Below are 14,627 nucleotides of genomic sequence, written 5' to 3' on the forward strand. Positions count from 1 at the left end.
CCGGTACGACCGGTCGCGGAGGGGATGGACATGGAGAACGAGCACGTCGACGTGCTGATCATCGGCGCGGGGCTGTCCGGGATCAGTGCCGCCTGCCACCTGCTCGCCGGGAACCCCGGAACCACGTACGCGATCATCGAGCGGCGCAGCGGGATCGGCGGCACCTGGGACCTGTTCCGCTACCCCGGCATCCGCTCGGACTCCGACATGTACACCTTCGGCTACGGCTTCCGCGCCTGGCACGGCACCAAGGTCCTCGCCGGCGGCACGGACATCCGCCGCTACATCCGCGCCACCGCCGAGGAGCACGGCGTCGCCGACCACATCCGCTTCGGCCGCAGGGCCGTCCGGGCCGACTGGTCGAGCGACGAAGGGCGCTGGACCGTCGAGACCCGCGACGAGGCCACCGGCGAGACCCGCGTCCTCACCGCCCGCTTCCTCGTCGGCGCCACCGGCTACTACGACTACGACGCCGGCCACCGCCCGGAGTTCCCCGGCGAGGAGCGCTTCCGGGGCACCCTCGTGCACCCGCAGCACTGGCCCCAGGACCTCGACCACACGGGCAAGCGCGTCGTCGTCATCGGCAGCGGCGCCACCGCCGTCACCCTGGTCCCCGCGATGGCCCCCGAAGCCGCGCACGTGACGATGCTCCAGCGCTCGCCCACGTACATCCTGGCGCTCCCCGCCGACGACCCCCTCTCCGTCCTCCTGCGCCGCCTGCGCGTCCCGGCCGCGCTCGTCCACCGGGTCGGGCGCGCCCGCAACATCGCGATGCAGCGCGGGCTCTACGCCCTGTGCCGCAAGGCACCCCGCCTCATGCGCAAGGTGCTGCTCGGCTCGGTACGGGCCCGGCTCGGCAAGAGCGTCGACATGCGCCACTTCACCCCCTCGTACAAGCCCTGGGACCAGCGGCTGTGCGTCGTGCCCGGCGGCGACCTCTTCACGACGCTCAGGAGCGGCCGGGCCTCCGTGGTCACCGACCACATCGACACGTTCACCGAGACCGGCGTCAAGGTCGGGTCCGGCGAGGAGATCCCCGCCGACATCGTCGTCACGGCCACCGGCCTGCGCATGCAGCTCGCCGGCGGCATGGAGCTGGCGGTCGACGGGAAGCCCGTCGTCACCCGCGACCACCTGCTCTACAAGGGCGTGATGCTCGACGGCGTCCCCAACCTGGCGATGATCATCGGCTACACCAACGCCTCCTGGACGCTCAAGGCCGACCTCGCCGCCGCCTACGTCAGCCGGCTCATCGCCCACATGGACCGGCACGGTCACACCGCCGTCACCCCCGTCGCCACCGAGGCCGACCGCTCCTCCGTCTCCGTCATGGGCGAGTCGCTGACGTCCGGTTACATCGCGCGCGGCGACGCGATCATGCCCCGCCAGGGCACCCGGGACCCGTGGCGGATCTGGAACAACTACTACCGCGACCGCCGCGCGCTGCGCCGGTCCCCGATCCAGGACCCCGCGCTCCGCTTCGACCGCGCGGCCCCCGACGATCGCCCCGCCGCGCGACAGGACCGGACCCCCGCGGCCTGACGCCCCCGAGAACAGCGCCTCCGGACAGCCGACCGCGAGAGACCGAGGACGACGATGACCAGCGTGCAGAGCTATCACGAGAGGCTCCGGACCCTGTCCGAGGCCTCGGTGCACATCCACTTCGACGCGTTCACCGACATCGACTGGGACCACCCCGACTTCGCCATCGATCCGGCGGACCCCCGCTGGGTGCTCCCCGCGGCCGACCCCCTGGGCGGCCACCCGTGGTACCAGGAGCAGCCCCTCGAGGTCCGGACGCGCATCGGACTGTGGCGGTACGCCAATATCGTCAAGGTGGGCATGCAGTTCGAGAACGTCCTCATCCGCGGGGTGATGGACTACGTCTTCGCCCTGCGCAACCAGAACCCCGAGTTCCGCTACCTCACCCACGAGGTCACGGAGGAGTGCCACCACACCCAGATGTTCCAGGAGTTCGTGAACCGCGCGGGCGCCGACGTGCCCGGCGGCCGGCGCTCCTTCCGCGTGCTCAGCCGCTTCCTGCCGCTGGCCGGCTCACTGATCCCCGAGTCGTTCTTCACCGGCGTCCTCGCCGGTGAGGAGCCCATCGACCACCTCCAGAAGGCGATCCTGCGCGGCGGCGAGGACATCCATCCGCTGATGCGCCGGCTCATGCAGATCCATGTCGCCGAGGAGGCCCGCCACATCTCCTTCGCCCACGAGTTCCTGCGCGTCAAGGTCCCCGGCTACGGCAGGGCGCGCAGGGGCGCGCTGTCGGTCGCCTTCCCGGTGATCATGCGGGTGCTCGGCGACGTCATCATGGTCCCCGACCGGAAGACCGCCGAGACGATAGGCGTGCCCCACTGGGTGATCAAGGACATCTTCTGGAAGTCGCCCGACGGCGAGAAGATGCTCCGCGACCTCTTCTCCGACGTGCGGATGCTCGCCGAGGACATCGGCCTGATGAACAGGACCTCACGGCGGGTGTGGAAGGCCCTGCGCATCGACGGCCGCCCCTCCCGCCACCGCGGCGAACCCGCCCCGCACGCCGCCTGACGGAGCCGACCGAGAGTCCGGCGTCCCACCGGTCCCGCGAACGGAGAAGCCCTCCCCATGACCTACGTCGTCACCCGGTCGTGCTGCGCCGACGCCTCCTGCGTCCTCGCCTGCCCGGTCAACTGCATCCACCCCGCCCCCGGCGAACCGGGCTTCGGGCAGACCGAGATGCTGTACGTCGACCCCCGCACCTGCGTCGACTGCGGCGCCTGCACGACGGCCTGCCCGGTGGACGCGCTCAAGCCGCACACCCGGCTCACCGACGCGGAGCTGCCGTTCCTCGAACTCAACCGCGCCTACTACGAAACCCATCCGCACGAGGACCGCACGCCGATGGCCGTCGTGCCCCCGCAACGCCGCACCTCCGCCACCGAGTTGCGGGTGGCCGTCGTCGGCGCCGGGCCCGCCGGGCTGTTCGCCGCCGACGAGCTGCTCCGGTACCCGGGCGTGACCGTGACCGTCCACGACCGGCTCCCCACCCCGTACGGGCTCGCCCGCGCGGGCGTGGCGCCCGACCACGAGGACACCAAGCAGGTCGCCCGGCTCTTCCGCGCCGTCGAGAGCCAGCCCGGCTTCTCGTACCGGCTGAACACGGAGATCGGCCGCGACCTGCACCACGAGGACCTGCTCCGCGACCACCACGCCGTCATCTACGCCGTGGGCGCGGCCACGGACCGGCGTCTCGGCATCGACGGCGAGGACCTGCCCGGCAGCGCCTCCGCCACCGACTTCGTGGCCTGGTACAACGGCCACCCCGACCACGGCTCCGCCTCCTACGCCCTGGACGGCGAACGGGCCGTCGTCATCGGCAACGGCAACGTGGCCCTGGACGTGGCCCGCGTCCTGACCGCCGACCCCGACACCCTGTCCCGTACCGACATCTCCGACCGGGCGCTCGCCGCGCTGCGGGCGAGCCGCGTGCGCGAGGTCCTCGTCCTCGGGCGCCGTGGACCGGCCGAGGCCGCGTTCACCCTGCCGGAACTGCTCGCGCTCGCCGCCCTCGACGGCGTCGACGTCCTCGTCGAGGGATGGCCGGAGGACGAGCCCGCGGACGCCACCCCCAAGACCCGGGTGCTCGCCGAGCTCGCCGCCCGCACGCCCGTACCGGGGCGCCGCCGCATCGTCCTGCGCTTCCGGACCCGCCCGACACGGATCCTCGGCGACGACCGGGTGACCGGCCTGACGGTCGAGACCGCAGAGACCGCAGAGACCGTCGAGGCGTCACTCGTCCTGCGCGCGATCGGCTACCGCGCCCGGCCCGTCCCGGGCCTCCCCTTCGACGAGACGACCGGTACGGTGCCCCACGACCGGGGCCGGGTCCGGCCGGGCGTGTACGTGGCCGGGTGGATCAAACGCGGCCCCAACGGCTTCATCGGCACCAACAAGTCCTGCGCCCAGGAGACCGTTTCCGTACTCCTCGACGATCTCGAAGCCGGCCTGCTCACCGCCCCCGCCGCCGGCGGTCCGGTGCCGGGCGCGCACCCGGATGCCGTCGGCCTCGACGGCTGGCGGGCGATCGACGAGGCGGAACGTGCCGCGGGCCGACGCCAGGGACGCCCCCGCGTCAAGCTCGTCGACCGGGAGGACCTGCTCGCCGCCGCACGCTCCGCCGCCGGGCGCCGCCCGCTCCGTTCCCCTAACGCCGGGTCGAGGCCCTCGGGTGGAAGCGGGCCCGTGTGAGGCGGGGGGAGTCGGCGGGGCGTCCCGCGATGAGCGACTGGAGGATGTCGAGGAGGGCCGCCGAGCTGTCGACCGGGTTCAGTTCCAGGGCCGAGATGGCGGGGCGGCTGTTCCGGGCGTGCTCGGAGTCGGAGCCGGCGACCACCATCGTCTGACCGGGAACCCGCACGCCACGCGCCATGAGGCCGCGCTGGACGCCGGCCGCGTGCCGTCCGGTGAGGCAGAAGACGGCGTCCGGCAGCCCGTCGTCGGCGAGCCGGCCGGCCAGCGCCACACCGCCCTCGACGCCCGCGCGTTCGGGGAGCTCGTACAGCCGCGGCGTGCTGCCGCGCTCCGCGCACCAGCGGAGGTAGACCTCCTGGTGTTCGAGGTTCCAGGAGTTCGGGTCGGTGCCCCGCACGAGGGCGACGGAGCGGGCCCCGGCGGCCTCCAGGTGGGCCAGGACCAGGCGGGCGGAGGCGCTGTCGTCCTCCGAGGCCCAGTGCGTGAAGTCAGGGCGTCCGGGCGGGCGTCCGTAGGTCACGTAGGGGATGCCGCGCTCCTCCAGGCGGGCGACGACCGGGTCGTCCACGTGCGGGTTGGTGACGATGTAGCCGTCCAGGGAGAAGGCGAGCGGCGGCACCGGCGCCCGTGTCAGGTCCGGCACCAGCATGAGGCTGAGGCCGCGGGCCAGGGCCTGTGAGGCGGCCGCCCCGACGAAGCGCTCGAAGACGTCCACGCCCGCCGGCGCGTAGTCGCCCAGGGCGTCGAGCGAACGCAGCACGAGACCGACCGCCCCCATCGTGGAGCGGCGCAGCCCGCGGGCCAGGGCGTCGGCCTCGTACCCCATCTGGTCGGCGACGCGCCGGATGTGCGCGCGGGTGGCCGTGCTGAGGGTGCCCTTGTCGTTGAGGGCGTGCGAGACGGCGGTGATGGAGACCTCCGCCTTGCGCGCCACGTCCTTGATCGTGATGCCCCGCGTCCGTGCCACCGCGCCGCCCGTCGTGAAAGGAATTCCTCCGCCAAGCGTTGCATAAAACGTTTTACGTTCCTAGCTTGACGTGTGCCGCCGCGTTGGCCCGCGGCCTCACCAGCCCCGAAGGAACACGCGTGGAACTGCACACCCTCACCACCGGGACGACCGACCCCCGCGAGCGCGGAACCCTCCTCGGCACCCGATTCGGCGACCGGGTCCGGCGCGTCGCGGAGCTCTACCGGGAGCACTTCGCCGTCCTCGGCCTGCCCGCGGACCGGGTCCGCGACATCGCCACCCGCAGCCACGAGGCGCTCCGGGCCTGGGCGCCGTCCCTCGCCGAGGAGTCGGACGCCTGCGCCGACGCGGCCGGCGTCGAACGCTGGACCGTCGCCGCCGTCGGCGCCCGGACCGAGATCCTCGCCGGCTGCCCGTCGCCCGGGAAAGGCGAGTGCTCGACCGCCGTGTTCGCGCCCGGGGGAGCGGCGCCGCAGACGGTGCAGACCTGGGACTGGCACGACCTGCTCGTCCCGGACGCGCTGCTGCACGAGCTGACGCCGAGCCAGGGCCGCAAGGTGAAGCTCTTCACCGAGTTCGGCGCCCCCGGCAAGATCGGCGTGAACAGCGCGGGCCTCGGCGTGCACTTCAACATCCTCTTCCACGCGTCGGACTCCGCGAGCGGTGGCGTGCCCGTGCACGCCGTCGCCCGCCGCATCCTCGACGAGGCGGACACCCTCGACCAGGCCGTCGAGATCGCCTCGACGGCACGCGTCAGCGCCTCCACCTCGCTGACCGTGGTCACCGCCGACTCCCGTGCCGCGAGCCTGGAGCTCTCCCCGGCCGGCCTGGCGGTGGTCCCGGCGGCCGAGGACGGCTGGCTGCTGCACACCAACCACTTCCTCGACGCCGGCCTCGCGGCGGCGGACACCGGACCGGCCGACTCGATGACGGCGGAGCGGCTCGCCCACCTGCGCGCGGTCCGCGCCGCGATGCCGGGGCTCAATCCCGCCGAGCGGGCGAAGGCCTTCTGCGGCGAGGGCGGGGCCGAGGCCGTCGTCTGCATGAGGCCCGACGAGCACAAGCCGACGCACGAGCAGTGGGGCACCCTGCTCACCATCGGTCTCGACGTCACCCACTGCGCGATCGACTACCTGGCCGGCGCGCCGCACGAGGCCCCGACGACGGGCCTCGCGCGTTTCTGACCCGCTCCACCTAGGTACGGAGGAAGGCGCGGACCCCCTGGGAGACCGCGTCGTCCCCGAGGAGTGCGTTGTGGTCCAGACAGCCGGCGCCGTTGTTGACGGCGCCGGCCAGCGGCACGCTGCTGTCGGGATCGATGACCTCGTCGCAGTTCGACCACCAGGTGGCGTAGCGCACGGCCCCGGGGGTCTCGTCGCCCTCCGCCAGCTTCTTCTGGACGTAGGAGCCCGGGGTCATGTCGCGGCAGGCCTGGTCCCACAGCGCGCACGCCCAGGCCGTACCGGTGCCGTGGTTGGGGCCGGCGAGGGAGACCCAGTGGGCGACGGAGGACTGGCCGGCGGCGTCGAACTTCACGTACCAGCGGGTGACGAGGCTGCCGAAGGAGTGGGCGACGAGATCGACCCGGCTCGCCCCGGTCTGCCGCTTGACGCCCTCGACGTACGCGGCGAGTTCACCGGAGAGGAACTCGTTGACGGACCGATGGGTGTCGTATCCGAAGGAGAACAGCTCGGCGTCGGTGTATCCGTCGGCCTTGAAGTCCGCCCGCAGGCCGCCCCAGACGCCGGGGTCGGCGTTGTAGCCGTGGACGAACACGACGGGGGTACGGGAGGACGCGCCGAGCGCCGGTGCGTCGGCGTGGCCCGGCACGGCCGGCAGGAGCAGGGACGCGACGACGGCGAGCAGCGGAACGGCGATTCGGCCACGGAGTCTCAACACGCTTCCCCCTAAGGTGAGTTACGCACGAGTAGTCAGGAGCATGGTGGGGGCTGAGGGGGCGGATTTCCAGCCCCCTGCGCGGCTTCGCCGACCCTGGGTCCGTCGGATGACGCTCGGGCGGCCGCCGACCCGGCTGCGGGCGCGGGCGGCGCAGCCAGGCCCTCGCGGGTGCCCTGGACGATGAGTTCGCGGATGAACTCGGGGATGCGGCCGTCAACCCTGACGATCGTCGAGGTCCGGTGTTCTTGCCGTGCGTTGCGCGCAGGCGCCGAACCTGCCACGGAATGCCCCGGGAGCCGGGGACTGGTCATTCCCGAGCAATCACGCCACCCTGGCCGCCGGGCCGGCCGTCGGTCTCGCCGTGCTGCGGCCCCGCCTCGCCGCGATCACGCTGCCGCCGGCCGGGGCCGCTGCGCTACTGCGGGTGCTGGTGGGAGTCCATTACCCGCACGACGTGCTCGCCGGCGCGACGCTCGGCGGCGCTGTCGTGGCTGCCGTGCTGCTCGCGTTCACGCCCCTTGCTCAGTCGGCTGCATCACGGCTGGGAAGGTTGAGGTGGAACGATCCCGGCCTCGTGGGCCACGACCGCGGCAGCGGCCCGGTTGTCCACGCCCAGCCTCGCCAGGATGGAACTCACGTGGGCTTTGACCGTTCCCTCCACCACATGGAGCCGCCGGGCGATCTGCCCGTTGGACAGGCCGCTTCCGAGAAAGGCCAGTACGTCCCTTTCCCGGGCGGTGAGGGCGGCGACCCGTTCGCGGGCGGCGGAGCGCCGACCGGCCAGGGTGCCCGCGCCCGTCGCGGCGAGGTGCGCGATGACCCGGGCCGCGACCTTCGGTGACAGGTAGGCGGCGCCTTCGGCCACCGCTCGGACCCCGGTGATCAGTTCCTCGGGCTCGCCCGACTTGATCAGGAAGCCTGCCGCACCACCGCCGAGCGCCTTGAGGATGTAGTCGTCCTCCCCGAAGGTCGTCAGAATGACGACACTCGTGGTCGGCACTGTGTTGCGGATTTCCGCGGCGGCGTCGATGCCGTTGATTCCCGGCATGCGGATGTCGAGTACGGCCACCGCGGGACGATGGCGCCGGACCAGTTCCACGGCGTCGTGCCCGTCGACGGCTTCGGCGACGACTTCGATGTCCGGATCCGTGGCGAGAACGGCGCGTACCCCTGCGCGGATCATCGGTTCGTCGTCTGCGATCAGCACCCGGATCATCGAACGCTCACGGGGTGATCGTTTCCAGGGACACCAGGGTGTCCTTCCGGAAGCAGAGCTGATAGGCGTCGCCGGACCGGTCGTCGAACCGGTCGGCCGTCATCGCGTAGTACTCGCACGTTATGCCGTCTCCTGTCGGCTCGGCAGCCGGCGGTCGATGGTTCGTCTGCCGGTCCGGCAGGTGACGCTCCACTTCGGAGCGATCTTGCCCCACGTGCAGGCGGGCATAGGCGCGTGGGTCCAGGAGCGACTGTGACGCCGACAGCATCTCCCATCCCATGAGTGCTCCGCTCAGCAAAGCTCCCGTGACGAGGGGCACCATGACCGCGGCGACCAGGGCCCGGCCGACCCGGCGCCGAGCACGGAGATGTTCCTGCGGCAGCTCGTCACCGGGAGAGGGAGAGGGAGAGGCTGAGGGCGCGAGCGACAGTGGTGGCGAGGGTGTGTGCGGGATCCGCGCGACGACTGCGTAGCCTCCGTCGCGCGGGCCGTGGTCGAAAGAGCCGCCGGTCAACCGCATACGTTCTTCGAGACCGACAAGGCCACGCCCTCCACTCCCGAGCCGGGGCCGCTGGTCGGCCGCAGACGAGGGCGGGCCGTTCTCCACCACGACCTGTGTCTCTGCCGCCGTATGCGTCACATGGACCGTCACGGTCGCGCCGGACGCGTGCTTGGCAACGTTGGTCAGAGCTTCCCGCACGACCCGGTGGACCGCCCGTTCGACCACGGGCGGCAGGTCGTCCGCCTCGCCGTCGATGCGCAACTCCACCGTGAGGCCGGCCCCGGAAGCCTCGGAGATCAGACGCGTGAGGCTGGAGTCGTCGGGGTCCATCGGCGTTGTGTCGGTCTCCTCACGCAGAACACCGATCACCTCCCCGAGACGCTCCACCGCGGCCGCGGCTCTGGCTCGGATGTCCCCCACGGCCTCTCGGTGGTGTTCTTCAAGGTCCGGCGCCAGTTTGAGTGCGCCGGCCGACAGGGCGATCAGGCTGAGGTCATGGCCGAGTACGTCATGCATGTCCTGGGCGATACGTGTCCGTTCGCGCAGCCGGGCTTGATCGGCGATCAGCTGCCGCTCCCGCTGCAGCTGATCGGCACGCTCCCACCCGGCCCGGACAAGCTGCTGATACTGGCACCAGAACCGGCCCGCGAACCAGGGCAGCATCGTGGCGGCAACCACCACCGTCACCAACCGGCCGGCCAGAGGGAGCCACGCAGGAACGACGGACAACGCCATCACACCGACCGCGAGAATCCCGACGAGGGCGAGCACTGTCGGCGCCGTCCGCCCGGGCCGTCGCCCTGTCAGGAACGCGGCGATGGCGGTGGGGGCAGCCCACCACAGGTTCATCACGCTCAGACCGGCAGCCACCGCGGTGGCCGCCGTGAGCATGGTCCCAGGATCAAATCCCCGCCGTAACACAGCTGTTCCGGTCGCAGTCTCGCCGTTGGTCATTGTGCTGTCCACGGAGGTGACGGTACGGACATGGGGCGCCCTCCGACACTGCCGAAAGTCCCATTTCTGCGCCGGTGACCGGCGAGCACCGAACCCCGAGGCGGAGCCGTTGCTGTGGGAGGCAGCCGAATCCTGAGGCTTGTGTGACGGATTGGCCCTCTTCGCGGCAGGCCTGCCCGCACCGCCGGGGAAGTGATGCCGTCCCAGGGGTTGTCAGTGCAATTTCACATTACTATGTTACAGCGCACACGGTTCGATGAACCTCCGTCATACGCCGTGCGAACCAGACCAGTTCGCGAACGCATCCCCGCACTTACCCCCCTCACCAGCAGGAGTTCTGTTGTCCCTCCACAGACGTGTGCGCTCGTCCCTGCTCGCCTCCGCCATCGCGGTCACCCTCCTCGGCTCCGCCGGCCAGGCCGGCGCCTCCGCGGCGGGCACGGACGACAAGCCCGCCCCCGCCCCGGCCCCCGCGCTCGGCGCGCCGGCCCCGCGGGCGCAGCCCGGAGCCAACCCCTTCGACGAGGTCGAGCACCGGGCCTCCGCCCCGCGCACCACCTTCGGACCGGCCCCCGCCCCCGGCGGCCACGCCACGGGCCGGGTGCCCGGCCGGGCACCGGCCGCCGCCACCGCGCGGTCGCTCGCCGTGGCCGCCACCGGCACCACCGCGGCCGGCGTCCCCTGCACGCTCGACGGGATCACGGGCCTCGCCCCGGAGCAGTTCGCCGACTTCCTCGCCGACCCGGCGGTCACCGCCGACGGCTGTCTCCGCGGTCTCATCTGGACCTGGGACGCCCGGCTCGCTCCGGTCATGTCCGACGCCCACGTCCAGGCCGTCGCCCGCCGCATATCGAGCCTGTCCGCCGCCCACGACGGACGGAACTCCTCCCACCTGGAGGAGATGTTCACGTACCTGCACGCCGTGGCCTACCACGACTACGCGCGGGACGAGATCGACACCACCGACGCCCCGACCGTGGACGCCGTCCGCCGGGCCGTCGCCGACTTCGGCGCCGCCGCCCACGCCTTCGACGTCACCAAGACCAACGCGAACACCCTGCGCGAAGCGCTCTACGCGGCGAGCGCACCTGGACTGCGCCAGCACCAGCTCGGCCTGATCCAGCGGGTCCTGGCCACCATGGACCCCTCGCACACCGCCACGAACCTCGACCCTGCCTGGGCGGGTGCCGCACTCGCCGGTCTCTCGGTCAACTACCTCGGCGTCTACCCGGGCAACCAGGACAGCGCCTTCCATGCGGCCGTCGCCGCCGACCCGGCCTACCGCGCGACCTTCAAGGCCTTCGCGCGCTACGGCCACCTCAAGGGGACCGCGAACGCCTGGGTCGCCCGTGACGCCGTGAGCGAGTACGGCCGCTTCGGCCAGGTCGAGGGCCTCAAGGACGGCGTCGTCGCCGACCTCGGCGCCATGCTCACCACCGTCGTCGACACCTTCGGCCGCGGCAGCGAGCCGTGGGCGAAGGTCGTCTCCTGGCTCAACACCTACGAGGCCTGCCAGCCGTACGGCGTGTGCAAGGAGGACATCGAGAAGCAGCTCTTCCCGTACACGTACACCTACGACAACGGGGCCATCAAGGTCCGCACCGCGCTCGACCGGGCCACCGTGGACCAGCTCTACTACGCGAGCAAGCAGGTCAAGGCGCAGTACCACCGCGTCCTCGGCACCGAGCAGCCGCTCGCGGGCGACAACAACACCACCCTCAACATCGTGCTCTACGCCTCCCGCGCGGACTACGAGAACTACCACCCCATCCTCACCGGCATGGGCACCAACAACGGCGGCATCTACATCGAGCGCGGCGCCACCTTCTACACGTACCAGCGGCGCGTCCCGCAGGACTCCTCGCTGACGCTCGAAGAGCTCTTCCGCCACGAGTACACCCACTACCTGAACGGCCGCTGGGCCGTCCCCGGCTTCTTCGGCGAGGGCCCCTGGTACCAGGGCGACCGCACCACCGCCATGGACGAGGGCACCGCCGAGTTCTTCGACGGAGCCACCCGCGACAACGGCATCGCCGTCCGCAAGTCCCTCGTCCGCGGCATCATCAACGACACCGCCGGCGGCGGCCCGCGGATGAACCTCAACCAGATCCTCCACGCCACCTACGACGGCGACGGCTTCCGCTTCTACAACTACGCCGGTACGTTCTTCGAGTTCCTCTGGACCGAGAAGCCCTCGCTGCTCCGCGAGATGTACACCCACCTGCGGGCCAACGACGTGGCGGCGTACGACGCCTGGCGCAACCGGATGGGCTCCGACGCCGGCCTCCAGCGCGACTACGACCGCTTCCTCGACACGCAGATCGCCAAGGTCGACCAGCTGTACGTCCCGAACACCACGTTCACGCCCAACGCCCAGCTGCGTGACGCGGACCTCGCGTCCGTGAAGTCCACCTTCGCCACCGCCACCTACAACACCCCCGACTGCGTGGAGAACGGCGAGCCCGGCAAGCGCCGCTTCCTCTGCACCGGGCGGATCACCGCCAACCTGTCCAACTGGGCCAGCGACGACCAGAACTTCAAGGACATGTCCGAGACGGTCGACTACTTCATCCTCGACCGTGCCGGCGCGGCCTCGAACAACCTGGCCGACATGAACTGCAGCTTCGGCGCCGTCGAGATCTGGTCAACCAAGGTCGCGGGCACGTCCAGCTACAGCTGTGAGGGCCCCCTCCGCAGCTGACCCGCCCCACCGACCGGGCCGGTCCCTCCACTGGGGAGGGGCCGGCCCGGCACCGCAGACTCCCCTTCTGGAGGCCGTACTCCGTGAGCACCACCCCGCACCCGGTCCGCACCACCGACTACCACACCGCAGGCGAGCCCTTCAGGATCGTCGACGAGGACCTGCCCCCGATCCCCGGCGACACCGTCGCCGAGCGCCGCGCCCTCGCCCTCCGGCTGGGACCGCTCGACGAGCTGCGCCGCCTGCTGGTCCGGGAACCCCGCGGACACTCCGGCATGTACGGCGGATTCATCGTTCCCCCCGACGACGACGGCGCCCACTTCGGCGTGCTGTTCTGGCACAAGGACGGCTACTCCACCGCCTGCGGCCACGGCACGATGGCGCTCGGCGCCTGGGCCGTCGACACCGGACGCGTCCCGGCGCCCGACGACGGCGACGTCCCCGTCCGCATCGACGTGCCCTCCGGGCGCGTCACCGCCACCGTGCACCGCGCGGGCGGCCGCACCACCGGCGTCACCTTCCGCAACGTCCCGACGCGCGTCCTCGCCCGCAAGGTCCCGGTCACCACCACGTACGGCACCGTCGAGGTCGACCTCGCCGACTCCGGCGCCTGTTACGTCTCCGTCCCCGCACGGGCCCTCGGCCTCGACACCACGCGGGCCTCCCTGCCCGCGCTCGTCCGGGCCGGACGGGAGATCCGCGCCGCGTTCCCGGAGCACGACGTCTACGGCGTGATCCTGTACGAGGAGCTGCCCGACACCCCCACCGGCCCGCACCAGCGCAACGTCACCGTCTTCGCCGACGGGCAGATCGACCGCTCGCCCTGCGGATCGGGCACCTCCGCCCGGCTCGCCCTGCTCGGCGAGGACGGGCTCCTCGCCCCCGGGGACACCCTCACGCACGAGTCCGTGGCCGACACGGTGTTCACCGGCCGGCTGCTGCCCGGCGGCGTCACCGAGGTCACCGGAGCCACGCACCGCACCGGCACCCACACCTTCGTCCTCGACCCCCACGACGAGCTGGGGACAGGATTTCTGCTGTGACTGCTGCGACTTCTGGGACCGCTGTGACTTCTGAGACCGCCATGACTGCCGTGACTCCTGCGACCGCCCTGACTGCTGTGCCCTCTGCGACCACTCTGACGACGACGGCCGCCGTGCCCGATCTGCTCCGGATCGACGCCGCGACCATGACCCGCCTGCTGACCCCGGCGGCGACGGCCGACGTCCTCGCCGACGTCCTGCGCTCCGGATTCGACCCCGAGACCGCCCCGGCCCGCACCGCCGTCCCCGTCCCCGCCGGTGAGCTCCTCCTCATGCCCGCCGCCTTCGGCTCCCACGCCGGAGTGAAGATCGCGGGCGTGGCCCCCGGCAATCCGGCCCTAGGCCTGCCCCGCATCACCGGTTCCTACCTGCTCCTCGACGGCGCGCACCTCCAGCCCCTCGCGCTCCTCGACGGCGCCGCGCTCACGGAGCTGCGCACCCCGGCGGTCTCCGCGCTCGCCGTGCGCCACCTGACGCCGGACGACCGGCCGCTGCGCCTCGTCCTCTTCGGCACCGGGCCCCAGGCGTACGGTCACCTGGAGGCCGTTCTCGCCGCCCGCGAGGTCGCCGAGGCCGTCGTCGTCGGGCGCAACCCCGTCGGCGCGCGGGCCCTCGCCGGATACGCGCGGTCCCTCGACGTGTCCGCCCGCGCCGGTGCGCCCGACGACGTGGCGGGGGCCGACCTCGTCGTCTGCTGCACCACGGCCCGCGAACCGCTCTTCGACGGCACTCTGGTGGCCCCCGGCGCCACCGTCATCGCGGTCGGCTCGCACGAGCCCACGGCGAGGGAGACCGACACCGCTCTCGTGACCCGCGCCGAGGTGTACGTCGAGGCGCGCTCCGCGGCGCTCCGCGAGGCGGGCGACCTGCTGGTTCCGATGGGCGAGGGGGCGGTCGGCGAGGACCCCGTCGCGGGCACCCTCGCCGACCTGGTGAACGGCCGTGCCCCCGGCGGGCGACCGCGGTTCTTCAAGAGCGTGGGCATGGCCTGGGAAGACCTGGCCGTCGCCAGTGCCCTGTACCGGGCGGCCCGCGAGGCCTGAACACGCCGACGCCGGCACCGCTCCTCGCATGCGGTGCCGGCGTCGCCGTGTCCTGAGGGAGCC

At 72.1% G+C, this 14,627-nt stretch carries 11 protein-coding genes and 1 pseudogene; 8 read left to right on the forward strand and 4 right to left on the reverse strand.

Annotation, left to right across the window (positions count from 1 at the left end; genetic code table 11):
• The first annotated feature begins 30 nt into the window (after positions 1-30).
• Genes ACN9M0_RS36915 through ACN9M0_RS36925 form a run of 3 tightly spaced genes read left to right on the forward strand, consistent with a single transcriptional unit; the run spans position 31 to position 4,236 of the window.
• Positions 31-1,542 (forward strand): flavin-containing monooxygenase, encoded by a 1,512-nt coding sequence (locus tag ACN9M0_RS36915; RefSeq protein ID WP_366037697.1) that lies wholly within the window; start codon positions 31-33, stop codon positions 1,540-1,542.
• Positions 1,543-1,596: 54 nt separating this feature from the next.
• Positions 1,597-2,556 carry an AurF N-oxygenase family protein gene (locus ACN9M0_RS36920; RefSeq protein WP_366037696.1) on the forward strand — a complete coding sequence of 320 codons (960 nt, stop codon included), beginning with the start codon at positions 1,597-1,599 and terminating at the stop codon, positions 2,554-2,556.
• 57 nt (positions 2,557-2,613) lie between these two features.
• Positions 2,614-4,236: an FAD-dependent oxidoreductase gene (locus ACN9M0_RS36925; protein WP_426405061.1), complete on the forward strand. Its 1,623-nt coding sequence runs from the start codon at positions 2,614-2,616 to the stop codon at positions 4,234-4,236.
• Here ACN9M0_RS36925 and ACN9M0_RS36930 read toward each other — a convergent pair.
• Complete coding sequence (locus ACN9M0_RS36930) at positions 4,193-5,206, reverse strand: LacI family DNA-binding transcriptional regulator (RefSeq protein ID WP_426405062.1); 1,014 nt, start codon at positions 5,204-5,206, stop codon at positions 4,193-4,195. The genes ACN9M0_RS36925 and ACN9M0_RS36930 overlap by 44 nt on opposite strands.
• A gap of 119 nt (positions 5,207-5,325) precedes the next feature.
• Here ACN9M0_RS36930 and ACN9M0_RS36935 point away from each other — a divergent pair, with 119 nt between their 5' ends.
• Complete coding sequence (locus ACN9M0_RS36935; RefSeq protein WP_366037693.1) at positions 5,326-6,390, forward strand: C45 family peptidase; 1,065 nt, start codon at positions 5,326-5,328, stop codon at positions 6,388-6,390.
• 10 nt (positions 6,391-6,400) lie between these two features.
• Here the strand turns inward: ACN9M0_RS36935 and ACN9M0_RS36940 are convergent, their stop codons facing one another.
• Positions 6,401-7,105 carry an esterase/lipase family protein gene (locus tag ACN9M0_RS36940; protein WP_366037692.1) on the reverse strand — a complete coding sequence of 235 codons (705 nt, stop codon included), beginning with the start codon at positions 7,103-7,105 and terminating at the stop codon, positions 6,401-6,403.
• Positions 7,106-7,348: 243 nt separating this feature from the next.
• On the opposite strand from ACN9M0_RS36940, the pseudogene ACN9M0_RS36945 reads away from it, so the two are divergent.
• Positions 7,349-7,610: pseudogene (locus ACN9M0_RS36945) on the forward strand (phosphatase PAP2 family protein); the annotation flags it as partial.
• A 30-nt stretch (positions 7,611-7,640) separates the two neighbouring features.
• Here the strand turns inward: ACN9M0_RS36945 and ACN9M0_RS36950 are convergent.
• On the reverse strand, positions 7,641-8,321 hold the full coding sequence (locus ACN9M0_RS36950; protein WP_366037691.1) for a response regulator transcription factor: 681 nt from the start codon (positions 8,319-8,321) through the stop codon (positions 7,641-7,643).
• Positions 8,322-8,328: 7 nt separating this feature from the next.
• Positions 8,329-9,714: a sensor histidine kinase gene (locus tag ACN9M0_RS36955; protein ID WP_366037690.1), complete on the reverse strand. Its 1,386-nt coding sequence runs from the start codon at positions 9,712-9,714 to the stop codon at positions 8,329-8,331.
• A gap of 403 nt (positions 9,715-10,117) precedes the next feature.
• Between ACN9M0_RS36955 and ACN9M0_RS36960 the strand changes: the two genes are divergently transcribed.
• The 3 genes from ACN9M0_RS36960 to ACN9M0_RS36970 all read left to right on the forward strand — a co-directional run bounded on the left by ACN9M0_RS36960 (position 10,118) and on the right by ACN9M0_RS36970 (position 14,564).
• The gene (locus ACN9M0_RS36960; protein WP_426405063.1) at positions 10,118-12,478 is read left to right on the forward strand and encodes a collagenase; all 2,361 of its coding nucleotides are present in this window, start codon (positions 10,118-10,120) and stop codon (positions 12,476-12,478) included.
• Between the two features lie 83 nt (positions 12,479-12,561).
• Positions 12,562-13,521, forward strand: a complete 960-nt coding sequence (locus ACN9M0_RS36965) for a proline racemase family protein (protein ID WP_366040473.1) — start codon at positions 12,562-12,564, stop codon at positions 13,519-13,521.
• Between the two features lie 146 nt (positions 13,522-13,667).
• Positions 13,668-14,564 carry an ornithine cyclodeaminase family protein gene (locus tag ACN9M0_RS36970; RefSeq protein ID WP_399695683.1) on the forward strand — a complete coding sequence of 299 codons (897 nt, stop codon included), beginning with the start codon at positions 13,668-13,670 and terminating at the stop codon, positions 14,562-14,564.
• Positions 14,565-14,627: the final 63 nt, after the last annotated feature.

It is taken from the genome of Streptomyces sp. R-07, assembly GCF_049913175.1.
GTDB lineage: Bacteria > Actinomycetota > Actinomycetes > Streptomycetales > Streptomycetaceae > Streptomyces.